Consider the following 24084-nt stretch of genomic DNA (forward strand, 5'->3'; position numbering starts at 1 on the left):
CGACCGCTGTCACCGCTGTCACCGCTGTCACCGCCCCACCATCCGACCCCGCAGGATCTTCCGACATAGAAAGGGTGCCCCGTGGCGACCTACCTGTACCGGCTGGGCAAGTTCGCCCACAGACGGAAGGGCGCAGTGCTGTCCTTCTGGATCGCGCTGCTCGTCCTCTTCGGGGTCGGTGCAGCAACCCTGTCGGGGCCCACCACGGATGCGTTCACGCTTCCGGGCACCCCCGCGCAGAAGACCCAGGACCTCATGGCGGAGCGGTTCCCGTCGACAGAGGACCCCATGAACGGGCTCAGCGCGCGCTACGTCTTCGCCGCGCCCGACGGGCAGACGCTCGACGACCCGGAGAACCTGGCCGCCGTCGACGAGGTCCTCGCCGCGGTCCGCGGCATCGACCGTGTCTCGCCGCCCGCCAAGGTCGATCCCGCCACCGCCTCGCCGGAGGAACAGGCCGGCGCGCTGGTGAACCCGGTCCTCGCCGACGCCGGTCTCGTCGAACAGATGAAGGCCGTCGCCGCGCAGCAGGGCACTCCCGAAGAGGCTGCGCTGTCCGACGCCCAGGCCCTGTCGCCGCTGAGCGCCGACCGCACCGTCGGCTTCGTCACCGTCCCGTTCGAGGGCGAGATCACCGACGTCGACCAGGCCCTACGCGACCAGATCTTCGACGCCGCCGAGATCGGCCGTGACGCCGGCCTGACCGTCGAGGTCAGCGGTACGGCCGCCGCCGAGATGGGCATGCCCGGTGGCACCGCCGAACTCATCGGCATCGGCATCGCCGCGATCGTGCTCACCCTGACCTTCGGCTCGCTCGTCGCCGCCGGACTTCCGCTGATCACCGCACTCGTCGGCGTCGGCATCGGCAGCCTCGGCATCACCATCGCCTCCGGCTTCGCCGACCTCAGCTCGATGACCCCGACGCTGGCGGTCATGATCGGCCTGGCCGTGGCGATCGACTACTCGCTGTTCATCGTCTCGCGCTTCCGGCACGAACTCACCATCACCTCGGATCGCACCGAGGCTGCCGGCCGTGCCGTGGGCACCGCCGGTTCCGCAGTCGTCTTCGCCGGCCTGACGGTCATCATCGCCCTCATGGCGCTGAGCGTCGTCGGCATCCCGTTCCTGTCGGTCATGGGTTACGCCGCCGCGTTCACGGTGCTCATGGCCGTGCTCATCGCCGTGTCGCTGCTGCCCGCCGTGCTCGGACTGTTCGGTGAGAAGGCCTTCGCCGGACGCATCCCGTTCCTGAACAAGCGCGGTTCCGACGACGACACCCCCAAGGCAGGCGCCAAGTTCGTCGGCCTCATCACGCGCCGCCCGGCCATCCCGCTCATCGCCGGTGTGGTCCTCCTCGGTGCGCTCGCGCTGCCCGCCACCGGACTGAACCTCGCCCTGCCGTCGGAGGCCACCTCCGACCCGGCGACCAGCGCCCGCAAGGCCTACGACCTGGTCGACGAGGGATTCGGTCCCGGACGCAACGGCCCGCTGGTCGTCGTCGTCGACACCCAGGACGCCGACGTGGAGGCCCCGGTCGCGTTCGGTGCCGTCGTCGGCAAGCTGTACGAGAACGACGAGGTCGTCAACGCCCAGATCGTCGCAGTGAACGAGGCGGGCGACACCGCCCAGATCCTCGTCACCCCGCGCAGCGGCCCGACCGATCCCGCGACGATGGACCTCGTCCAGAGCATCCGCGACGGCGAGACCGAGCTGAACGAGGAGTTCGGCCTGTCCTACGGCGTGACCGGCCAGACCGCGCTCGAGGGCGACATCTCCGACAGCCTCCAGAGCGCACTGGCTCCGTACCTCGCGGTCGTCGTCGGCCTCGCCTTCATCCTGCTGATGCTGGTGTTCCGCTCGATCCTGGTCCCGCTCACCGCGACCCTCGGCTTCCTGCTCAGCGTCCTGGCGACCTTCGGTGCCACCGTCGCGGTCTTCCAGGAGGGCTGGGGCGGCCTGATCGCCAACCCGCAGCCCATCGTGAGCTTCATGCCGATCATCCTCATCGGCGTCGTCTTCGGTCTCGCGATGGACTACCAGGTGTTCCTGGTGACGCGTATGCGTGAGGACTACGTCCACGGCGCGAGCGCACTCGAGGCCGTCCGCAGCGGCTTCGCGCACGGCGCCCGCGTGGTGAGCGCAGCGGCGATCATCATGATCTCGGTGTTCGCGGCGTTCATCGCCGAACCGGACTCGCTGATCAAGTCGATCGGTTTCGCACTCGCGGCGGCGGTCTTCTTCGACGCCTTCATCGTCCGCATGGTCATCATCCCGTCGGTGATGGCGCTGCTCGGCGACAAGGCGTGGTGGCTGCCGAAGTGGCTCGACCGGATCCTTCCGAACGTCGACGTCGAGGGCGAGAAGCTCACCCGCGAGCTCGGCGCCACCGAGCCCGCACCGGAATCCGCACGAGTGTGACGAACCCCGCCCGGCCACGTACCCGACACGGTACGTGGCCGTCCGGGTGGTTCGTGAAGATTGCTGCAGGGAGTCGCAGGTAGCGTAATGCCCATGTTGCTACGGCTGTTGCGCCGCTTCATGGCGCCCTATCGGGGTGCCCTCGCGGGGGTCGTACTCCTGCAGCTGGTCGCGACCGGGGGCATGTTGCTGCTCCCGAGTCTCAACGCCGACATCATCGACAACGGCGTGGCGACCGGGGACATCGACTACATCGTCCGGACCGGTCTGCTGATGCTCGTCATCAGCGCCGTCGAGGTCGGTGCCGCGACCGGTGCCGTCTACTTCGCGGCGCGTGCCGCGATGGGCTTCGGCCGCGACGTGCGGCTCGCGCTCGTCCGGAATGTGGGGCGGTTCTCGGCACGCGAGTTCGGGACGTTCGGTGCCCCGTCGCTGATCACCCGCAACACCAACGACGTGCAACAGGTCCAGATGCTGGTGCTGATGACCTGCACCATCGTCGTGACCTCCCCGATCATGGGGATCGGTGGCGTCATCATGGCGATCCGCCAGGACCCCGGCACCTCGCTCGTGCTGGTCGTCGCCGTCCCGGTGCTGATCTTCACCATGGTCACGCTCATCGCGCTCATGCTGCCCGGCTTCCGGGTCATGCAGAAGCGCATCGACTCGGTGAACCGGGTGCTGCGCGAGCAGATCACCGGCATCCGCGTGATCAGGGCATTCGTGCGCGACGAGACCGAGAAGGCCCGCTTCGACGGCGCCAACGACGACCTCACCGCCACCGCCCTGCGCGTCGGCCGCGTGAACTCCGTGCTGTACCCGGCGGTGCTGCTGATCTCGAACGTGAGCACCGTCGGCGTCCTGTGGGTGGGCGCCCACCGCATCGACTCCGGTGCGATGCAGGTCGGCTCCATTACCGCCATGATCACCTACATCGCCCAGATCCTCATGGCCGTGCTCATGACGTCGTTCGTCGCGATCATGGCTCCGCGCGCCGCGGTCTGCGCCGAGCGCATCCTCGACGTGCTCGACACCGAACCGACGGTGTCCTCCCCCGCCGAACCGGTCCGCGAACTCCCGACCCGCGTCACCCTCGAACTCCGCAATGCCGGTTTCTCGTATCCCGGTGCCGACGCTCCCGTGCTCAGCGGGGTGTCGTTCCGCGCCGACCCCGGTTCCACCACCGCGATCATCGGCGGCACCGGCTCGGGCAAGAGCACCCTGATGCGGCTCGTGCCGCGGCTGATCGACGTCACCGCCGGGCAGGTGCTCGTCGCGGGTGTCGACGTCCGGGCACTCGACACCGACGTGTTGCGCTCGCGCATCGCCGTCGTGCCGCAGAAGGCCTACCTGTTCTCCGGCACCATCGCCGACAACCTCCGGTACGGACGCGCCGACGCCACCGACGACGAACTGTGGCACGCCCTCGAGGTCGCGCAGGCAGCCGACTTCGTCCACAAGACCGAGGACGGACTGAACACGGTTCTCTCCCAGGGCGGCACCACGGTCTCCGGCGGACAGCGGCAGCGACTCGCGATCGCCCGCGCCCTCGTCCGCCGGCCCGCCATCTACCTGTTCGACGACGCCTTCTCCGCACTCGACCCGGCGACCGACTCCCGCCTGCGCGCGGCGCTCGAACCCGAGACGCGCGACGCGTGCGTGCTCATCGTCGCGCAGCGGGTCTCCACCGTGCAGGACGCCGACCGCATCGTCGTCCTCGACAACGGCGTCATGGTCGATTCCGGGACGCATCTCGGTCTGCTCGGCCGGTGCCGGACGTACTCGGAGATCGTCGAGTCGCAGAGGATGGCCACGGTATGACGACTCCGGAAGCGGCGGCACCGTCGCGTCTGCGCACCATCCGCCGGGTGCTCGGCCTGCTCCACCCGCACCGCTACGCCGTCTACTCGGTGCTGCTGTCCGCCTTCCTCGGTGTCGTGAGCATGTCGGTGGCGCCCTTCGTGCTCGGCCGCGGCACCGACGTCATCTTCGACGGGGTGGTGGGCATGCAGCTCCCCGCCGGACAGACCAAGGACGAAGCCGTCGCCGGTCTGCGCGCCGAGGGCCGCGACCAGTTCGCCGACATGGTCTCGGGGATGGACGTGGTGCCCGGACTCGGCATCGACTTCTCGGCCCTCGGCCGGATCCTCGTCATCGTCCTGGCGCTGTACCTGCTCTCGTCCGGTCTGATCTGGGTCGCCGCCTACGGCCTCAACGAGATCGTGCAGCGCGTCGTGCGCGACATGCGGTCGCGGATCGAACGCAAGATCCACCGGTTGCCGCTGCGGTACTTCGACACGCATTCGCGCGGCGACCTGCTCAGCCGCGTCACCAACGACATCGACAACGTCGCCGCGGGCATGCAGGAGTCCATCTCCCAGCTCGTCCTCGCGGTGCTGACGCTGCTCGGTCTCGTGGTGATGATGCTGTTCATCTCGCCGATGCTCGCGCTCGTCGCGATTCTGACCGTCCCGGCGTCGGTCGTGGCGACGGCAGTGATCGCGCGTCGCTCGCGCAAGCACTTCCTCGCGCAGTGGGAGACGACCGGCAAGCTCAACGGGCAGATCGAGGAGGCCTTCACCGGGCACGAGCTCATCACCGCCTACGGCCGCACCGCGGAGGTGCAGCGACGCTTCACCGACACCAACGAGTCGCTGTACCAGGCCTCCTATCGCGCGCAGTTCGTGTCCGGCCTGGTGATGCCGTTCGTGACCTTCCTCGGCAACGTCGGCTACGTCGTCATCGCGGTGCTCGGTGGTCTGCGGATCGCGTCGGGCACCGCGACGCTCGGCGAGATCCAGGCGATGATCCAGTACTCGCGTCAGCTCGTGCAGCCGCTCGCGCAGATCGGCGCGATGGTCAACCTCCTGCAGTCGGCGTCGGCGTCGGCCGAGCGGGTGTTCGCGGTGCTCGACGAACCGGAGGAGGAACCGGAGGTCGCGGCGCCGACGATGCCGTGGAGCCGGCACGGACTCGTCGAGTTCGAGAACGTCGCCTTCTCGTACACCCCCGACCGGCCGCTCATCGAGAACCTGTCGTTGCGGGCCGAACCGGGCCAGATGATCGCGATCGTCGGACCCACGGGCGCCGGCAAGACCACCCTCATCAACCTGATCCTGCGCTTCTACGAGGTCGACGCGGGCCGGATCCTCGTCGACGGCGTGGACATCCGTTCGATGTCCCGCGACGAACTGCGCTCGCGCATCGGCATCGTCCTGCAGGACACCTGGCTGTTCGGCGGCACCATTCGCGAGAACATCGCCTACGGCAACCCGTACGCGACCGAGAACCAGATCATGTCCGCGGCCAGGATGAGTTACGTCGACCGTTTCGTGCGGGCCCTGCCCGACGGCTACGACACGATCATCGACGAGGAGAACGACGGCAACCTCAGCGCCGGCGAGCGTCAGCTCATCACGATCGCGCGGGCGTTCGTGTCCAAGCCGTCGATCCTCATCCTCGACGAGGCGACGAGCTCGGTCGACACCCGCACCGAACTGCTCGTCCAGCAGGCCACCGCGCGGTTGCGCGACGACCGCACCAGCTTCGTCATCGCCCACCGCCTGTCGACCATCCGCAACGCCGACCGCATCGTGGTGATGGAGGACGGACGGATCGTCGAACAGGGCACGCACGAGGGGCTGCTCGAGGCGGCCGGTGCGTACGCGAGGCTGTACGACGCGCAGTTCAAGGCACTCGTGGAGTGAACGCGGGAGACTTCGGCGCGGCCTGATACAAACCATTCCGTCCTCGCGGGCGGAGCGGGACACTTCTGGCCATGACGGGGGTGCGGACAACGGCGGTACGGTCGACTCTCGATCTCGTGCGTTCTGCGCGACCGGGGGTCTTCCGGGTCGACGAGACCACACCGGCGGGGTGGATCATGCAGCACCTACGACGTGGGGGACCGGCGACGCGCACGATGCTCGCCGACTTCACGGGCCTGTCGGCGTCGACGGTCAACCGGGCGGTGACGTCGTTGCTCGATCACGGGTTGCTGCGCGACCGTCCCGATCTCGCTCCGCGGGGGCGGGTGGGACGGCCGCACGTGCCGGTGGAGGTGGACACCGAACGGGGCTTCCTCACCGGTATCCATCTGGGGGAGCGGGAGACCCGGCTGGTCTCCGGCGACCTGCTCGGACGGGAGCTGCACCGGACGACCTTCGCGACACCGGCGTCGGCGTTCGATGTCTTCGCCGCGATCGGTGCGGCGCTGCGGGTGCACGAGTCACAGCTGCACGGCAGGCAGCCGCTGTGGGCCGGCCTCGCGGTGGGTGGTCTGTACGACGAGCGCCGAGGGGCGCTCGACCACCCGCGGCTGGGCTGGTGCGAAGCGCCCGTGGACGTGTTGTTCCGGGCGATCGTGCCCACGCCGTACACGGTCGTTCCGTACGTGGAGGCGGTCGCGGAGGTCGAATACCGCCGGTTCGAGAGTGCCTTCCGGCGACGACCCGAGAGCTGGCTGTATCTGTGTGCGGAGGAATCGATCTCGATGGCGTGGCTCGTGGACGGCCTCGCACGGTCCTCGGCAGACGACATCGAATCGTTCTGTGCTGTACTCGAACCGGGGAGCGCCGATGGCACCGACCCGTCGCCGAACCGGGCGGTGCTCCTCGGCCGTGCGGTCGCGTCGGTGCGGGACGTCGTCAATCCCGACGTGGTGACCGTCGGTGGTGAGGCGTTCGCCCGGCACGGACGGGAGCGTGAGGACGTGTCCGACGGTTACCGGCAGCGGTCGTCGTACAACGATGTGCCGCTGCGTTTCTCGGAACCCGACGACGATCTGCGGTCGGCGGCGGCGCTCGGTGCGGCGTCGCGGGTGATGTACGTCGATCCGATCGGCGCGATGCAGGCGCGGTGAGAACGGGCGTCCGGGCACCGGTGTGATCGAATCGTCCCGGATTTCAGTGCAACACCTCGCGCGCGGTGCGACGGACCGCATCGGTCAGCGCGTCGAGCACGGGGGAGTCCAGCCGCCACCGCTGCCAGTACAGCGGCACGGCGATCGGGTCGTCCGGGGCCAGGCTCACGAGATCGGTGGTGTCGGTGACCATCGCGTCGGGGAGCATGGCCCAGCCCAATCCCAGCCGCGCGGCCTCGACGAATTCGAGGGCGCCCGGAACGTAGTTGCGCGGCGGATCCAGCCGCCGCCGGGTCCGCTTGCGGACGAAGCGATCCTGCATGTCGTCCTTGCGGTCGAAGGTGAGCATCGGGGCCTCCCGCAGTTCGGTGGGGGTCATGCCCTCGGGGAACCAGCGTTCGGCGAAGTCCACGCTCGCCATGGCGTGATAGCGCATGGCGCCGAGTTTCTCGGACGTGCAGCCCTGCACGGGTTCGGGGACGGAGGTGACCGCCGCCATGGCGGTGCCGTCGCGCAACAGATCCGTGGAGTGGAACTCGTCCTCGCGGTGCAGTTCGAACAGTGCGCGATAGCGCACGGGCATCCGGGCCAGGGCACGCAGCAACCAGGTGGACATCGAGTCGGCGTTGACGACGAGCGGGATCGTGGCGTAACTCCCCGTGTCGGCGCCGAGGCCGAGTTCCTCGGAGGCGTCCTGCTCCAGGCGCGCGACCTGCCGGGCGAGTCGCATCACCACTTCGCCGGCCGCCGTCGCGCTCACGGGCCGGGTCCGACGCAACAGCACCTGACCGACGTGTTGCTCGAGCGACTTGATGCGCTGGCTCACCGCGGACGGTGTGACACGAAGAACAGCCGCTGCACCCTCGAAAGTGCCCTCGTCCAATACCGTTGCAAAAGTGCGAAGTTGAGCAAAGTCGAGATCCACATCAAGAAACTCTAATGCAGGTACAGCAAAATCAACTGTTCTTATCTCGACAGGATTCCTAGCGTCGATGCCATGTCACTCGTCGTCGCCGGATTCGTCACAGGTCTGTCCCTCATCGTCGCCATCGGTGCGCAGAACGCCTTCGTCCTGCGCATGGCCATCGCGCGACGATTCGTGCTGCCTGTGATCGCGATCTGCGTGATCTCCGACGCCGTGCTCATCACCGCCGGCATCGCCGGGATCGCGACGATCCTCGACCGCGCACCCGGAGCGATCGACGTGATCCGTTGGGCGGGTGCCGCTTTCCTCATCTGCTACGGACTCTTCGCGGCGCGTCGCGCGCTCAAGCCGTCCGCGCTGTCCGCCGCCCCGGGCGGTGCCGTCACCGTCGGCGCGGCCCTACTGACCTGCCTGGCGCTGACCTGGCTCAACCCGCACACCTATCTCGACACCGTGCTCATGCTCGGTTCGGTGGCCAACCACTACGGCAACCCCGGCCGGTGGTGGTTCGGTGCCGGGGCGATCACCGCGAGCGTCGTGTGGTTCGCCGCCCTCGGGTACGGCGCCCGCTATCTGCGCGCCTGGTTCGCCAAGCCGTCCTCGTGGCGCATCCTCGACGGTGGCGTCGCGGTGCTGATGCTCGGCCTCGGTGCCGGACTCGTCGCCTCGGCCTGATCACCTCACCTGCGTCCGGTGGGGGTGCGGTCCGGCTCGAGATGGCTGAACACCACGACGCCGGGCAGCGCCTCGCCGAGATCGGCCTCGATGCGGTCGAGCAGGTCGTGGCCGGCCCGCACCGTCCAGTCGCCCGGCACCCGTACGACGAGGTAGACGAAGCGCTGACGTCCCGATTCGCGGGTGCGCGGCGGCAGGATCGTCACCACCCCCGGTTCCCGGTAGCGGTCGAGGACGGCGTTCACCGCCGTCACGTCCTCCGGGGGAAGAACCGCGTCGAGCATGCCGACGACCGCCTGCCGCACGAGCCCGAAACCGATCCGCAGGATGTTCAGGGCGACGAGGATCGCCACGATCGGGTCGAGCACGTCCCAGCCGGACAGCGCGACCAGCGCCACGCCGACGAGCACGCCCGCCGACGTCCACACGTCCGTCAGCAGGTGTTTCCCGTCGGCGACCAGCGTGATCGACCGGTGTGCGCGGCCCTGCCGGATGAGCAGGAGACCGACCACGAGATTGAGCGCCGAGGATCCGGCCGACAGGACGAGACCGAGTCCGACCTCGGTCACCGGCTGCGGGGAGATCAGGCGCTCGACCGAGGTCCACAGGATCACCGTCGCGGCGGCGAAGACCATGGTGCCCTCGACCGCGGCGGAGAGGTACTCGGCCTTCCCGTGCCCGAAATCGTGGTTCGCATCGGCCGGCTTCGCGGCGAGACGTAGCGCCGCGAGACCGACGAGCGCCGCGACGAGGTTGACCCCGGATTCGAGCGCGTCCGACAACAGACCCACCGATCCGGTGATCCACGCCGCCGATGCCTTCAGCAGCATCGTCGCGAGCGCGGTCGCCACCGACAGCAGCATGAACCGCATCAACAGGCGGTGCTGCTGCGCAGAGGGCGCCACCGTTCACCGCTTGACGAGCGTGAGCTGCATCCCGGTGAGGTCGGTGGCCGTCAGCGCGACGTAGTCGTATTTCGGGGTGGGAACCCACGGCGACAGTCCGAGGGCGTCGATCCGCGCCGCGTCGTCGAAGCTCCGCAGGATCCGGGCGTGCCCGTGCAGCACGACGCTCCACGCGGAGTCCTCGCGGATCTCGTCCACCTCGAAGGCCACCTGCGGGTGCACCGCCAGTTCGGAGAGCTTGCTGCCCTCACCGCTGCGGAAGTACACCGTGCGATCGTCGGTGACGTAGTTGACGGGATAGATCTCCGGTCGCCCGCCGACGACGGTGACGAGGCGGCCCACCTTGCCCGTCGCGAGCAGGTCCCAGCACTGGTCCTCGTCGAGTGGGACGACAGGATCGTCGGTGTTCGGGTTGTCGCTCATCGCGTTCACTCCTCCGGTTCCGCTGCCGTATCCAGCACATCACGAACCGGCTTCCGGCGCAGTGGAACGCTCCGCCGGTTACGGTGAAACCGGCCGTCAGGACCGTGTTCGCCCGATCCGCCGAGAGCAGCCCGAACGAGGAGTGCCGATGTCCGCACAAGCTCCCGCGACCACCTCGAGTTGGCACACCCGCGCCGCGACCGACGTCGCCGAGGCGTTCGAGGTCGATCCGCAACGAGGGTTGAGTGCGGACGAGGTCGAACGACGGCGTGGCGAGTACGGCCCGAACCTGCTCGACGAGGCGAAGAAGGTACCGACCTGGCGGCGCGTGCTCTCGCTGCTGGCCGACAGGATGACCCTCGTTCTGGTCGTGGCGGCGGTGGTCAGCGCCACCGTCTCCCGCGAGTGGGAGACCCCCGTCGTCATCTTCGCGGTGATCGCGCTCAACACCGTGCTGAACTACGTGCAGGAATCCCGGGCCGAGAGCAGCCTCGCCGCGTTGAAGAAGATGTCGGTGTCGACCAGCCGGGTGCTGCGCGACGGCAGGGGGACGGAGGTGCCCCGCGCCGAACTCGTCCCCGGAGACGTGGTGCTCCTCGAGGCCGGCGACACCGTCCCGGCCGACGGCCGACTCGTCACCGCCGTCCGGCTGCAGGTCGCGGAGGCCGCCCTCACCGGTGAATCCCAGCCCGTCGACAAACAGGCCGACGTCGTCGACGATCCCGACGCGCCGCTCGGCGACCGCACCGACATGCTGTTCATGAACACCGAGGTCACACGCGGACGTGCCGCGATGATCGTCACCGGCACGGGCATGCGTACCGAAATGGGTGCCATCGCAACCCTTCTCGGATCGGCCGGTGGCGAACAGACGCCGCTGCAACGGCGCATCGGCCAGCTCGCCCAGACCCTGACGATCGTCGCGATCGTGACAGTGGCGCTGGTGTTCGTCCTCGGTCTGCTGCGGGGACAGACCTGGTCGGATCTCCTCGTCACCGCGGTGTCGCTGGCGGTCGCGACGATCCCCGAAGGGCTCACGGCCGTCGTCGCCTTCACCCTCGCGATGGGAGCCTCACGTCTCGCGGCCCGCGGTGCGATCGTCAAACGCCTCGCCGCGGTCGAGACGCTCGGCAGCACCACCCACATCTGCACCGACAAGACCGGCACCCTCACCCTCAACGAGATGACGGTGCAGCGACTGCTCGTCGCGGGTCGTGCCTTCCGCGTCACCGGCACCGGGTACGGAACCGACGGCAAGATCCTCGTCGGTGACGGTCTGCCCGCACCGGACTTCACGGACGCACTGCTCGGGATGGGACTGTGCAACGACGCGACCGTGCGCAACGGAGTGCTGGTCGGCGATCCCACCGAGGGTGCCCTCGTGGTGCTCGCCGAGAAGGGCGGCATCGACGTCGAGGGTGCGCGGGCCGCGCTGAACCGCATCTCGGAGGTGCCGTTCGACTCGGACTACAAGTACATGGCCACCTTCCACACCCTGCTGAACGGCGGATACCGCTGTTTCGTGAAGGGCGCGCCGGGTGTGCTCCTCGATCGTGCCACCTCGATCGCCGGTCCCGACGGCCCGATTCCGCTCGACGACGACGGTCGCGCGAGGATCCACCGGGCCGTGGAGGCGCTCGCGTCGGAAGGTCTGCGAACCCTCATGATCGCCGGTCGCGACCTCGATGCCGTTCCCCGCGGCGACACCGATGCGCTGCAGGAGAAGGTGGCCGACCTGACGATCCACGCGATCGTCGGCATCGTCGACCCGCCGCGGACCGAAGCCGAGGATGCGATCGCCGTCGCCCACGAGGCGGGCATCTCGGTGCACATGATCACCGGCGACCATCTGGTGACGGCTTCCGCGATCGCCGAGGAACTCGGAATCCGCGGGTCGGCTGCCTCCGGTTCGGATCTCGACAAACTCACCGACGACGAACTGCGCCGGAGGGCAAAGAAATTCGGCGTCCTCGCCCGCGTGGCGCCCGAACACAAGATCAGGTTCGTCGAAGCGCTGCAGGCCGACGGGCAGATCGTCGCGATGACGGGCGACGGCGTCAACGACGCTCCCGCGCTCGAACAATCCGACATCGGTGTGGCCATGGGGATCACGGGAACCGACGTCTCCAAGGGCGCCGCGGACATGATCCTCACCGACGACAACTTCGCGACCATCGTCGCCGCCGTGGCCGAGGGACGCGGAATCTATGACAACATCGTCAAATTCGTGAAGTTCCAGCTCACCACGGCGTGGGGCTTCGTCCTCATCTTCCTGACGGCCGGTGTGCTCGGACTCGCGGGTGGCGCGCCCTTCAGCGCACTGCAGATCCTGTGGGTGAACATCATCATGGACGGACCGCCGGCGCTCGCCCTCGGTGTCGACCCGACCGCCCCCGACGCGATGAGGCGACGACCGCGGCCCGCGAACGAGGCCCTGCTCGAACGCTCCCGGGTGCAGCGCATCCTCGGCCTCGGCATCGTGATGACGGTGGGCACGATCGCGGTGCTGCACTTCGGCCCGGAACTGTTCCCCGACAGCGCATCCGACCCGCTGTTCGCCACGACCCTCGCGTTCACGACGTTCGTCTTCTACCAGGTGTTCAACCTGTTCAACGTGCGTTCGGATCTCGGATCGGTGTTCTCGGCACAGACGTTCACCAACCACACCATCTGGATCGCGATCATCGCCGTCGTCGTCCTGCAGATCTGCGTCGTGCAACTCGGCGCCCTGCAGGGATTCATGGACACCACCTCGCTCACTTCCGAACAGTGGCTGCTCGCGGTCGCCGTCGGCTCGTCGGTGCTGTGGGTGGACGAGCTCGGCAAGTTCGTCGCCAGGAGGATCGAGGCGCGCAGGGCCGAGCGGGCGGATACGACCTTCCTCACCTGACGATCGGGAGATGGCGGAACTCACGTCGCCGCGGGGAGAAGTGCGGGGCCGGACTGCCCCAGAATGGAGGCTGCCCCGCGTCGCTCCCCGAGCGCGCCCGCGTCCCGGCCCGCACGACCTCCGGCTCCGGGACCATCGACAGATCGAAGGTTTCCTCACCGATGACCACCACGGCTTCCGGCCGCCCACTCGACGATCCTGCCCACACCGACTCCGGACATCCCGCGCGCACGCTCGTGATGTGGGCGCTCGCCCTCGGCGGGTTCGGGATCGGAACCACCGAGTTCGTCGCCATGGGGTTGCTCCCCGAGATCGCGACGAGCATCGGGGTCTCCGAACCCACCGCGGGCCACGTCGTCTCCGCCTACGCGGCCGGTGTCGTCGTCGGTGCCCCGCTCATCGCGACGATCGCCGCCCGCGTGCCGCGCAAGACACTGCTGGTCGCGCTGATGGTCGCGTTCACCCTCGGCAACGCCGCCACGGTGCTGGCCCCGAACTACGGTCTGCTCGTCGTCTCCCGGTTCGTCGCCGGCCTGCCGCACGGCGCGTACTTCGGGGTCGCCGCGCTGGTCGCGGCGCATCTCGCCGGACCCGGTCGCCGCGCGCGTACGGTGTCGCTGGTGATGATGGGGCTGTCGGTGGCGAACGTCGTCGGGGTGCCCGCCGCCTCGTGGCTCGGCATGGCGTTGGGCTGGCGCGCGGCGTTCGTGCTGGTCGCGGTGATCGGAGTGGCCACCGTCGTCGCTCTCGCCGCCTGGGTGCCGACACTGTCGATACCGACGACCAGCGTGCGGGTCGAACTCGGGGCGTTGAAGAGCAGCACCGTCTGGCTCACGCTCGCCGTGGCCGTCATCGGCTTCGGTGGTGTGTTCGCGGTGTACACCTACATCAGCACCACGCTGACCGACGTCGCCGGAGTGTCGAGATCGCTCGTGCCGGTCGCGCTGATGCTCTTCGGCGTGGGCATGGTCGTCGGCAATGCCATCGGTGGTCGCGTCGCCGATCGCGGTGTGATCCCCGGCGTCTACGCGTCGATCACTTCGCTCGCGGTGCTGCTCGCGCTGTTCGTCGCCGCGGCCCACAACCCGTGGACCGCCTTCGTGATGGTCTTCGGTCTGGGTGTCGGATGCGCCGCGGTGGGCCCGGCTCTCCAGGTGCGGTTGATGGATGTCGCGGAGGACGCCCAGACGCTCGCGGCGTCGCTGCACCACGCCGCGTTCAACCTGGCGAACGCGTTCGGTGCGTGGATCGGCGGGGTCGTGATCGCGGCCGGATTCGGCTACACCGCTCCCGCCGCGGTCGGTGTGCTGCTGGCGCTCGCCGGTGTCGCCGTGTTCGCGATCTCCGTTCGCCGCCGTGAGAAGGCCGCACCTTCCCGACGTGATTGGATACGGAAGTGACCGATTCCAGCATTCCGACCCCGCCCGATCCCTTCTTCACGGTCGGAGCGCGTCTCGACAACGGACTCGGCCGCACGGGCACGATCCACACCCCGCACGGAGACATCCGCACCCCGGCCTTCGTCCCGGTGGGTACGAAGGCGACCGTCAAGGCGGTGCTGCCCGAGACGATGGCCGAGCTCGGCTCGCAGGCGCTGCTCGCCAACGCCTACCACCTCTACCTGCAGCCCGGCTCCGACATCGTCGACGAGGCCGGCGGGCTCGGGAAGTTCATGAACTGGCCCGGCCCGACCTTCACCGACAGCGGCGGATTCCAGGTCATGTCGCTCGGGGCCGGGTTCAAGAAGGTCATCGCGATGGAGTCCGTCGGCGTCCAGAACGACGACGTCATCGCCAAGGGCAAGGAACGGCTCGCCCACGTCGACGACGACGGGGTGACCTTCAAATCGCACCTCGACGGGTCGCGGCACCGGTTCACCCCCGAGGTGTCGATGCGCATCCAGCACGAGCTCGGCGCCGACATCATGTTCGCCTTCGACGAGCTCACGACCCTCATGAACACCCGCGGCTATCAGGAACGCTCCCTCGAGCGGACCCAGGCGTGGGCGGTGCGGTGCATCGCCGAGCACGAGAAGCTCACCGCCGAACGTGCCCACCGTCCCTACCAGGCGTTGTTCGGCGTCGTGCAGGGCGCGCAATACGAGGACCTGCGACGACAGGCGTGCCGGGGCCTCGAGTCCATCGTCGGCGAGACCGGCCGCGGGTTCGACGGCTACGGCATCGGTGGGGCGCTCGAGAAGCACAATCTCGGCACGATCGTGCAGTGGTGCACCGAGGAGCTGCCCGAGCACAAGCCGCGGCACCTGCTGGGCATCAGTGAACCCGACGACATCTTCGTCGCGGTCGAGCACGGCGTCGACACCTTCGACTGCGTCAATCCGTCGCGGGTCGCGCGCAACGCCGCGATCTACCATCCGGACGGCCGGTTCAACATCAACACCAGCCGTCACCGGCGCGACTTCACGCCGATCGACGAGAACTGCGACTGCTACACCTGCCGGAACTACACGCGGGCGTACATCCACCACCTGTTCAAGGCGAAGGAGATGCTTGCCTCGACGTTGTGCACGATCCACAACGAACGGTTCACGGTGCGCCTCGTCGACGACATCCGGACGAACATGGAGAACGGCACCCTCGCCGAGTTCAAGGCCGAGACGCTCGGCCGGTTCTACGCGAGCCGGCGCCAGGCCTGAGTCGTCCGGCTCGAGTCGTCAGGCGTGAGTCGTCACGCGTAGGAGGGTTCGCGCTTCTTGACGTACGCGATCACGCGGTAGGTCACCGGGAGCACGACGATCTCGACCAGCGTCTTCCACAGGAACCCGACGATCACGAAGTTGACGAAGTCGGCCCAGGTCGTGATGCCGATGGCCCCTGCGGCGATCGAGCAGAAGATGAGGGTGTCGGCGAACTCGCCGACGACGGTCGACCCGATCAGCCGCGCCCACAGGTGCTTCTCCCGGGTGCGTTCCTTGATGCGGACGAGCACGTACGAGTTGAGCAGCTGCCCGACCGCGTACCCCGCGAGCCCGGCGATGAGCATCCGGGGCACCACGCCGAGGACGTTCTCGAAGGACTCCTGACCGGCGTAGAAGTCGGCCGGGGGCAGCTGCTGCGTGATCCAGAAGCACAGCGCGGACAGCGCGACCGCCCCGAAGCCGTAGAAGACGGCGCGGCGGGTGGCCGCGAAGCCGTACACCTCGCTGAGCACGTCGCCGAGGATGTAGGCGAGGGGGAACAGGAAGAACCCGCCGTCGGTGATGATCGGCAGGATCTGCAGCGGGCCGACGGCGAACTCGGAGTCGGTGAAGAACGCGATGCCCTTCGTCGCGGAGATGTTGGAGATCATCAGCACCGCGGTGAACAGCACGACGATCCCCGTGTACGGGCTGCGGCCCACGCGCGCGAAGGCGGCGTGGTCGAAGAGGGCGGGGGAGGTGTTCGATCCGTGCTCGGTCACCCGGACATCCAAGCATCACCACGGGGCGATCACGAAGTTGCGGATGGTCTGTACGTGCGCGAACACCCCATATGCGACGAACGGGTCCCGTCCTGGCGGGGACGGGACCCGGAGCGCGCGGGAGATCAGGACTTGCGTACCCGGGTGCCGCCGGCGAACTTGTCGTGGAAACCCTGCTTGTTGCCGTCCTGCTCGATGGTGACCGCGATACCGATGTATGCGGCGAGCGACAGCAGACCGGCGAGGAAGCCCAGCAGCGGGACACCGGTGAGGATCTGCAACGCGACGAACGCGTTGCGCTTGGCGGCCTGCTCGAGGGTGGGATTGCCACCGGCAGGGCCGGCGACCGACAGGCCGAGGAGCTTCTTGCCGACGGTCGCGCCCCGAGCGGACTCCATGTACGTCCAGTAGCCGAAGGCGACGACACCGCTGACGACCGTCATGAAGAAGTCCACGAAACCGCTTCCACCGCTCGCGAGGATCATGATCGCGCTCAGGATCCCCATGGGGATACCAACGATGAGGCCGTCGATGATGCGGGCGCCGAGACGCGGGAGCAATTCCCCCGGGGTGCCGGCACCGAAATTCGGATCCGGGCCGGGGAATCCCGGGCCGCCGAACCCACCGTCCTGCGGCGCCCCGTACTGGGGTGCACCGTACTGAGGAGCGCCGAACTGGGGCGCACCGAATTGGGGCGTTCCGTTCTGCGGGGTTCCGTACTGAGGAGCGCCGTACTGGGGGCCACCGTTCTGGGGCGCGCCGTACTGCGGGAACTGCTGGGTGTAATCGGGCGGGGTGGCGCCGTACGAGGGGGCGCCGGGATGACCGCCCGTCGCCCGAGGATCCTGCTGAGGGGGTGGATAGCCACCAGTGGTCACTTATGTCTCCCTTGTCGCGATCGGCATGGCAACGCGCCACGGTACAGCGTGCCGTGGCGCGTCGGTAGATATGCCTACGGATGCGACGGGAGGGTCCCGCCGGGGTTGTGTCAGGCCGCTACGGGACCACCCGTGGTGACCCGGTAGGCGTACGTGACGGCGATGATCGACACCGGCACGGTGACCAGCAGGCCGATCAGGCACAACAGGGCACCGAGGAGATTGATGCCGAGCAGTGCGAGGGCGAGCAACACCAGCGTTCCCGCATTCGATTTGACGGCATTGAAGCTCGACTTGATCGCGGTGACGGCATCCTGATTGCGATCGATGACGAACTGCATCGTCCACCACGCGAAGAACGCGAACACCAGGCCCGGGAGGATGCACAGCACGAGACCGATCGACGTGCCGATGCCCACGAGCAGACCTGCGAGGATGACCGCACCGATCGGGCCGATCTGGAGGAACGTCCCGAAAGCAGGGCGCTGCCCGTCGGTTTCGGCCAGCGCACCGCGCACGAAGGCGGCCTGGATCAGGTATCCGACGATCGCCGAGACGATGCTGCCGATGGCGCTCAGCAGGGTGAAGTCCGTCGCCTCACCGGTGAAGTCGAACCCGTTGAAGATGCCACTGATCAGGCCCTGGATGACGAACGCGGCGAGCATGAAGACGATCCACACGCCGGCGTTACCGCTGAACTTCGACCAGCCGTAGGAGATCGCGTCGCCGACACTCAGCTGATTCGGAGGCGGACCACCGAAGCTCCCGGCGCCGTACGCACCCGGCGGGGGCGGGTAGTCACCACCCGACGGGGGAGGCGGATAGTTCCCCGGCGGCGGGTAGGACCCACCCGGCGGCGGGTAGTTGCCACCCGAGGGCGGGGGGTAGTTCCCCGGAGGGGGGTAGTTGCCGGGCGGCGGATAGTTCCCACCCGGCGGGGGAGTGCCACCGCCCGAGGGCGGCGGATAGCTTCCGGGTGGCGGATAACCACCCGGGTTCTTCGGATCCTGATTCGGGTCGTAACCACCGGTGGTCATGGCTGCCTCTCGTCTCCGGGATCGGACACTTCCGAGAGAGTACGGATATCACCTCGGGTCTGCATCCGCTATGTCCGCATCGTGTCCTATCGGATGCCTTCCTCCGACGGGGTGAACACCCACGGATCCCGGGGAAGCAGCACGGGATTCCAGCGGTCCAGCAACAGTTCCGGCGACACGGGCTCGCCGGGGTCGGCGAGTCGCAGCGACACGGCGATCGTGCCCAGCACGTCGGCGGCCGTGTGTCCGAGCGCGAGCTGATCGGCCAGTGTCACCGCGCCGTCCCGTTTGGCCAGTCGCTTGCCCTCCTTGTTGAGCGCGAGCGGCACGTGCGCGTAGACGGGCTCCGACAGTCCGAGAAGGTGTGCGAGACAGGCCTGTCGGGGCGCGGAGGTGAGCAGATCGTCGCCGCGCACCACCTGATCGATGCCCTGGTCGGCGTCGTCGACCACCACCGCGAGGTTGTACGCGGGGGTTCCGTCGTTGCGGCGCAACACGAGATCGTCGACGATGCCCGTGAAATCGCCGTGCAGCAGGTCGTGGACGGTGAACCACTCCTCGGTCGCCCGCAGCCGGATCGCGGGGGCGCGGCCGGAGGCCCGGCGCTCGGCCCGCTGCTCGTCGGTGAGATTGCGACAGGTGCCCGGATAGGCGCCCGCAGGGGCGTGGGGTGCGGAGGTGGCCTCGAGGATCTCGCGTCGGGTGCAGTAGCACTCGTAGGTCAGGCCGGCCTGCTCGAGCCGCGCGATCGCCTCGTCGTACAGGCGCCGGCGGCGGGACTGGTGGACCACCCGACCGTCCCAGTCGAGACCGATCGCCGCGAGATCCGCGAGCTGGCGTTGCTCCGCGCCGGGACGCACCCGGTCGAGATCCTCGACGCGCACGAGGAACCGGCGGTTCGTCGACCGCGCGAACAACCACGCCAGGACGGCGGTGCGCAGATTGCCGAGATGCAGGTCGCCGGAGGGACTCGGTGCGAAGCGACCCGCTCCTGCTTCGTCCTCGTCCGAAAGTGACACCCGTGCACTCTATCGAGCGACACCCAGGAGCACCGCTCGCTGGGCGTGCACGACCTCCCGGATCGCCGCGACTGCGGCCGCGACCTCCGGCCGCCGCAGCGTCTCCGAGCGCGCGACGAGCCAGTAGGCCAGACGCGCCTCGACCTCGCCGGGCAGGACCCGGACGAGATCGGGGTGCCGGTCGGCCATGAAGCACGGCAACAGACCGAGGCCTCCGGCGGCGCGGGTCGCTTCGACGTGCACGAACACGTTCGTCGAGCTGATCGAATCCTGCATGTCGGGGGCGATGCGCCGCGCGACGTCGAGATCGTCGACCTGCAGCATCGAATCGATGAAGTACACGAGGGTGTGCTCACGCAGGTCGCGGACCGACGACGGGGAACCGTGCGTGGCGAGATAGTCGCGCGAGGCGTACAGGCCCAGGTTGTAGTCGGCGAGACGGTGCGCTTCGGCCCGATGCACCTGCGGGCGTCCCACGACCACCTCGATGTCCATGCCGGACCGCTGCTGTGAGGCGCGACGGGTGGTCGCGACGATCTCGACGGAGATACCCGGATGGCGTTGCCGCACGAGCGCGCCGGCCGGGGCGGCGATGTAGGCGCTGAAGCCGTCGGTGGCGGAGATACGCACGACGCCCTCGAGGCGGCGCTCACCCCGGGGGTTCCGCAGACTTCCGACCGCGGCCTCGATGCGTTCGGCGGCCTCGAGCGCCTCGCGACCGCGGTCGGTCAGTTCCCATCCCGCCGCCGACCGCGTGAGCACGCGACCGCCGAGGCTGCGCTCGAGCGCGGCGATCCGCCGGGAGATCGTGGTGTGGTTGACGCCCAGGTCGTCGGCGGCGCTGGTGAACCTGCCACTGCGCCCGACGGCGAGCAGGACGAGGAGGTCATCGGCCGAAGGCACGCTCATGTGTGCAGTTTTGCAGATCGCATCTGCGAATCGCGTCATTGTGGATGCATATGTGCGTACCGATACTCGGCATATGTGTTTGGAAGTGTTCCCCGTCACAGAGCATTCCGGGAGGGTGCAGGCATGAGCGTCGAACAGGCACGAACGGACGGGCCGGAGGGCTCGCCGTCGGCATTGCGCAGGGTCGTCGGTGCGTCCATGGCGGGCACCGTCGTCGAGTGGTACGAGTTCTTCCTCTACGGCACCGCCGCGACCCTCGTCTTCGCCAAGGTCTTCTTCCCCGACGGCGGCAACGAACTCGACGCGATCATCGCGGCGTTCGTCACCTACGCCGTGGGCTTCGTCGCCCGGCCGCTCGGCGGCATCGTCTTCGGCCACTTCGGTGACCGGTTCGGACGCAAGCAGCTGCTGCAGACCAGCATCATCATGGTCGGCGTCGCGACCTTCCTCATGGGCTGCCTGCCGACCTTCGGTGCCATCGGGTACTGGGCGCCGGCGCTGCTCGTGACGCTCCGGTTCGTCCAGGGCTTCGCGGTCGGCGGCGAGTGGGGCGGCGCGGTGCTGCTGGTCGCCGAACACAGCCCCAACCGCTCGCGCGGGTTCTGGTCGTCGTGGCCGCAGGCCGGCGTTCCGATGGGCAATCTTCTCGCGACGATCGTCCTGCTCGTTCTCACCACCACGCTGCCCGAATCGGCCTTCCTGTCGTGGGGCTGGCGAGTCGCGTTCTGGCTCTCGGCCGTCATCGTGCTGATCGGCTACTACATCCGCACCAAGGTCACCGACGCCCCGATCTTCCTCGAAGCGCAGCAGGAGGCCGACAAGCTCAAGGAGACGTCGTTCAACGTCTTCGAGGTGCTCAAGCGCTACCCGCGCGGCGTGTTCACGGCGATGGGCCTGCGGTTCGCCGAGAACGTCATGTACTACCTCGTCGTCACCTTCTCGATCACCTATCTGAAGATCGTCGTCGGTGCCGACACCAGCCACATCCTGTGGTGGATGCTCGCCGCGCACGCCGTGCACTTCGTGATCATCCCGGTGGTCGGGCGACTGTCGGACACGCTGGGACGCCGCCCCGTCTACATGATCGGTGCCGTCACCGCCGGTGCCTGGGGCTTCCTCGCCTTCCCGATGATGGACACCGGCAACAGCGCGTGGATCGTCTCGGCGATCGTCATCGGACTCGTCTTCCACTCGTTCATGTACGCCGGGCAGCCCGCGATCATGGCGGAGATGTTCCCGACCCGCATGCGCTACTCGGGCGTCTCGCTCGGCTACCAGGTCACCTCGATCGTCGCCGGGTCGCTCGCCCCGATCATCGCCGCGAGCCTGCTCAGCCGTTTCGATTCGTCGGTCCCGATCTCCTTCTACCTGCTCGGATCGTCGCTGATCACGATCGTCGCGGTGATCGTGGCCCGGGAGACGAAGGGCATCTCGCTGCGCGACATCGACGCCGCGGACGCGGAGACGGTCGCCCAGGAGAAGGCCGCCGAGAACACCAGGGTCTCGGCATGAGGGCCCGCACCGCACTCGTGACCGGTGGTGCCGGCGGGATCGGGGCGGCCTGCGCCCGCGCGCTCGCTCGGCAGGGAGTCCGCGTGACCGTCGCCGACGTCGACGAGGTCGCCGCGAAGACGCTCGCCCACGAGATCGGGGGAGAGGCGTGGAGCGTCGACCTGCTCGACACCGACGGCCTCGACGGTTTCCGCCTCGACGTCGACATCCTCGTCAACAACGCCGGCATCCAGGTGGTGCGGCCGGTGGAGGACTTCGCCCTCGCCGACTTCCGCCGCATCCAGACGCTCATGGTCGAGGCGCCCTTCCTGCTCGTGAAGGCCGCGCTGCCCGGAATGTACGAGCGGGGCTTCGGCCGGATCGTGAACATCTCGTCGGTCCACGGGCTGCGGGCGTCGGCCTTCAAGGCCGGGTACGTCACCGCCAAGCACGGCCTCGAGGGGTTCTCCAAGGTCGTCGCGCTCGAGGGTGGCCCCCACGGCGTGACGAGCAACTGCGTCAATCCGGGTTACGTGCGTACCCCGCTGGTGGAGAAGCAGATATCGGAACAGGCTCGCGCGCATGACATCCCGGAGGATCGCGTGCTCTCGGATGTCCTGCTCACCGATCAGGCGGTGACCCGGCTGGTCGAGCCGGAGGAGGTGGCCTCGCTCGTGTCGTGGCTGGCCTCCGACGAGGCCGGGATGGTCACCGGCGCGTCGTACACGATGGACGGCGGCTGGTCGGCCCACTGACCGCACTGATCGCACTGTGCGATCGCCTTCACCGACCCGCGTCCCGGATTCCGGGGCGCGGGTCAGTGCGCGTCGGCGCCGTCGAGGACGAGCTGGACCTGGGCGTGCAGAGCGTGGGTCAGATACTCCCGCGGGTAGAGCTCGGGGCTGGCCGCCGCGTCGAGCGCGAGCCCGTTCGCGGCCGAGAGCAGCAGGGCGGCCCGGGTCTCCGGATCGGGTGTACCCGCGCGGATCAATACGCGCGCTATGCCGGTGCGGATCGTGAACAGGGTGGCGGTGCGGATGGCGCTCAGCGCGGGGGAGGTGACCGCCCGCACGGCGAACGCCGACATCACGTGCACCTCGCTGCCGCGTTCCTCGTCGAGCGGGAGCAGTTGGCTGAGCGCGGAAAACAGGGTGCGCGCCGGATCGATGTCGGGATCGACGTTCGTCAACCGGTTCAGCACCCGGTCCGAGAGGGTGCGGAACGAGTACGCGAGCATCTCGTCCTTGGTCGGGAAATGGTGCTGCACCGCCCCGATCGAGACCCCTGCCTCGTTGGCCACCTCCCGCACACTCGCCGCGTCGAGACCGTTGCGTGCGGCCACGTCGAGCAGGGCCGCAGCGAGCCTGGTGGGGCTGGTGGTGACGTAGGGGCGCGTGCGCATGGGGAGCACCGTAGCCGAGCTCTCCACCGTACGAACGTACGGGGAGGCGGGAATCACATCCCGCCGGTGAGCTCGCGATCGGAGAGGAAACGGACCGATACCGTCAGCGCGGCCGCGAACGCCGCTGCGATCCACAGGGCGTGCAAACCCAGCACCCGGTGGGCGAGCGCGCCGAGAACGGCACCCGTCACCAGACCGCCCCACAGACCCAGATAGGGCAGCCAGCTCCAGCGCGGACCACCGAAGAACGCCGCCGCGATCCGCTGCCCGATCTTGACCAGCGCACCCGTCATGTAGGTCAGGGCGACGGTCGTCTCCCCGTGCCGCCGGAACACCGAGTTCTCCGTTCCCATGGCCAAGGTCATCGCGATCACAGCGACCGGCGTCCAGCCCACGAGCACGGCCGCGGCGGCGATCGTCAGCAACACCGTCACCGTCGCCAGAACCGCGGTCTTGCGGGTCCGCCGATCTCGGTCCGTCAGTTCCGCCACCACGCTGCCGAGGATCACCCCGACCACGAACAGCGCGAGCACGCCGCCGATGAGGGCGACCGTCTGCCACGCACCGTCGGCCGCCCCGACCGCGAAACGCGTGGAGTTGCCGCTCATGAACGACACGAAGACGCCGCCCAGGGTGATGAAACCGAGGGCATCGATGAACCCTGCGAGAGAGGACAGCGCGATGGCGAGTCCCTGCAACTGCCTGCCGTAACCGACCACCAGACGATAGTAGGAACCGTTCCCGCCGGGATGCCGACGACGTCGGCTCCCGGATACTTACGCGGTGTAACGACCGGGCGTCATGGGCGCGATGGACAAGGGGAGCCGTCCG

Annotated in this window: 20 protein-coding genes; 10 read left to right on the forward strand and 10 right to left on the reverse strand. The window is 68.5% G+C overall.

Going from position 1 to position 24084, the window contains the following annotated elements; translation table 11 throughout:
- The first annotated feature begins 81 nt into the window (after positions 1-81).
- The 4 genes from LPH33_RS01375 to LPH33_RS01390 all read left to right on the forward strand — a co-directional run bounded on the left by LPH33_RS01375 (position 82) and on the right by LPH33_RS01390 (position 7279).
- Positions 82-2418: an MMPL family transporter gene (locus tag LPH33_RS01375; RefSeq protein ID WP_229566821.1), complete on the forward strand. Its 2337-nt coding sequence runs from the start codon at positions 82-84 to the stop codon at positions 2416-2418.
- A gap of 93 nt (positions 2419-2511) precedes the next feature.
- Complete coding sequence (locus tag LPH33_RS01380; RefSeq protein ID WP_160876134.1) at positions 2512-4239, forward strand: ABC transporter ATP-binding protein; 1728 nt, start codon at positions 2512-2514, stop codon at positions 4237-4239.
- Positions 4236-6125: an ABC transporter ATP-binding protein gene (locus LPH33_RS01385; RefSeq protein ID WP_016690972.1), complete on the forward strand. Its 1890-nt coding sequence runs from the start codon at positions 4236-4238 to the stop codon at positions 6123-6125. The genes LPH33_RS01380 and LPH33_RS01385 overlap by 4 nt, the downstream gene beginning before the upstream one ends.
- Before the next feature lie 116 nt (positions 6126-6241).
- Positions 6242-7279: a MarR family transcriptional regulator gene (locus tag LPH33_RS01390; RefSeq protein ID WP_229566822.1), complete on the forward strand. Its 1038-nt coding sequence runs from the start codon at positions 6242-6244 to the stop codon at positions 7277-7279.
- 43 nt (positions 7280-7322) lie between these two features.
- Here the strand turns inward: LPH33_RS01390 and LPH33_RS01395 are convergent, their stop codons facing one another.
- Positions 7323-8204, reverse strand: coding sequence for a LysR family transcriptional regulator ArgP (locus LPH33_RS01395; RefSeq protein WP_229566823.1), 882 nt, complete (start codon positions 8202-8204; stop codon positions 7323-7325).
- 72 nt (positions 8205-8276) lie between these two features.
- On the opposite strand from LPH33_RS01395, the gene LPH33_RS01400 reads away from it, so the two are divergent.
- On the forward strand, positions 8277-8879 hold the full coding sequence (locus tag LPH33_RS01400; RefSeq protein WP_229566824.1) for a LysE/ArgO family amino acid transporter: 603 nt from the start codon (positions 8277-8279) through the stop codon (positions 8877-8879).
- A gap of 5 nt (positions 8880-8884) precedes the next feature.
- Here the strand turns inward: LPH33_RS01400 and LPH33_RS01405 are convergent, their stop codons facing one another.
- On the reverse strand, positions 8885-9751 hold the full coding sequence (locus LPH33_RS01405; RefSeq protein ID WP_229568230.1) for a cation diffusion facilitator family transporter: 867 nt from the start codon (positions 9749-9751) through the stop codon (positions 8885-8887).
- 36 nt (positions 9752-9787) lie between these two features.
- Complete coding sequence (locus LPH33_RS01410; protein ID WP_026060903.1) at positions 9788-10207, reverse strand: pyridoxamine 5'-phosphate oxidase family protein; 420 nt, start codon at positions 10205-10207, stop codon at positions 9788-9790.
- 148 nt (positions 10208-10355) lie between these two features.
- Between LPH33_RS01410 and LPH33_RS01415 the strand changes: the two genes are divergently transcribed.
- The 3 genes from LPH33_RS01415 to tgt all read left to right on the forward strand — a co-directional run bounded on the left by LPH33_RS01415 (position 10356) and on the right by tgt (position 15753).
- Positions 10356-13097: a calcium-translocating P-type ATPase, PMCA-type gene (locus LPH33_RS01415; RefSeq protein WP_229566825.1), complete on the forward strand. Its 2742-nt coding sequence runs from the start codon at positions 10356-10358 to the stop codon at positions 13095-13097.
- Between the two features lie 161 nt (positions 13098-13258).
- Positions 13259-14497 (forward strand): MFS transporter, encoded by a 1239-nt coding sequence (locus tag LPH33_RS01420; protein ID WP_420714469.1) that lies wholly within the window; start codon positions 13259-13261, stop codon positions 14495-14497.
- The gene (gene tgt, locus LPH33_RS01425; RefSeq protein WP_229566826.1) at positions 14494-15753 is read left to right on the forward strand and encodes a tRNA guanosine(34) transglycosylase Tgt; all 1260 of its coding nucleotides are present in this window, start codon (positions 14494-14496) and stop codon (positions 15751-15753) included. Before LPH33_RS01420 ends, tgt begins: the two co-directional genes overlap by 4 nt.
- A 32-nt stretch (positions 15754-15785) precedes the next feature.
- On the opposite strand, the gene LPH33_RS01430 is transcribed toward tgt, so the two are convergent.
- The 5 genes from LPH33_RS01430 to LPH33_RS01450 all read right to left on the reverse strand — a co-directional run bounded on the left by LPH33_RS01430 (position 15786) and on the right by LPH33_RS01450 (position 20360).
- On the reverse strand, positions 15786-16517 hold the full coding sequence (locus LPH33_RS01430) for a queuosine precursor transporter (RefSeq protein ID WP_088899137.1): 732 nt from the start codon (positions 16515-16517) through the stop codon (positions 15786-15788).
- Positions 16518-16642: 125 nt separating this feature from the next.
- A complete protein-coding gene (locus tag LPH33_RS01435; protein ID WP_229566827.1) occupies positions 16643-17395 on the reverse strand; it encodes an RDD family protein in 753 nt (250 codons plus the stop codon).
- A 110-nt stretch (positions 17396-17505) separates the two neighbouring features.
- Positions 17506-18432, reverse strand: coding sequence for a hypothetical protein (locus LPH33_RS01440; RefSeq protein ID WP_229566828.1), 927 nt, complete (start codon positions 18430-18432; stop codon positions 17506-17508).
- Between the two features lie 86 nt (positions 18433-18518).
- A complete protein-coding gene (gluQRS, locus tag LPH33_RS01445; protein ID WP_088899134.1) occupies positions 18519-19451 on the reverse strand; it encodes a tRNA glutamyl-Q(34) synthetase GluQRS in 933 nt (310 codons plus the stop codon).
- A 9-nt stretch (positions 19452-19460) separates the two neighbouring features.
- Positions 19461-20360 carry a LysR family transcriptional regulator gene (locus tag LPH33_RS01450; RefSeq protein ID WP_016691002.1) on the reverse strand — a complete coding sequence of 300 codons (900 nt, stop codon included), beginning with the start codon at positions 20358-20360 and terminating at the stop codon, positions 19461-19463.
- A gap of 123 nt (positions 20361-20483) precedes the next feature.
- On the opposite strand from LPH33_RS01450, the gene LPH33_RS01455 reads away from it, so the two are divergent.
- Together LPH33_RS01455 and LPH33_RS01460 are read left to right on the forward strand one after the other, a co-directional pair.
- A complete protein-coding gene (locus LPH33_RS01455; RefSeq protein WP_229566829.1) occupies positions 20484-21872 on the forward strand; it encodes an MFS transporter in 1389 nt (462 codons plus the stop codon).
- On the forward strand, positions 21869-22606 hold the full coding sequence (locus LPH33_RS01460; protein ID WP_088899133.1) for a 3-hydroxybutyrate dehydrogenase: 738 nt from the start codon (positions 21869-21871) through the stop codon (positions 22604-22606). Before LPH33_RS01455 ends, LPH33_RS01460 begins: the two co-directional genes overlap by 4 nt.
- Before the next feature lie 62 nt (positions 22607-22668).
- On the opposite strand, the gene LPH33_RS01465 is transcribed toward LPH33_RS01460, so the two are convergent.
- Entirely contained in the window at positions 22669-23253 is a 585-nt protein-coding gene (locus LPH33_RS01465; RefSeq protein ID WP_088899132.1) for a TetR/AcrR family transcriptional regulator, read from the reverse strand.
- Between the two features lie 53 nt (positions 23254-23306).
- Positions 23307-23972 carry a YoaK family protein gene (locus LPH33_RS01470; protein WP_088899131.1) on the reverse strand — a complete coding sequence of 222 codons (666 nt, stop codon included), beginning with the start codon at positions 23970-23972 and terminating at the stop codon, positions 23307-23309.
- Positions 23973-24084 lie beyond the last annotated feature (112 nt).

The sequence above is a fragment of the Rhodococcus sp. RDE2 genome (assembly GCF_020885655.1).
Lineage (GTDB): Bacteria > Actinomycetota > Actinomycetes > Mycobacteriales > Mycobacteriaceae > Rhodococcus > Rhodococcus pyridinivorans.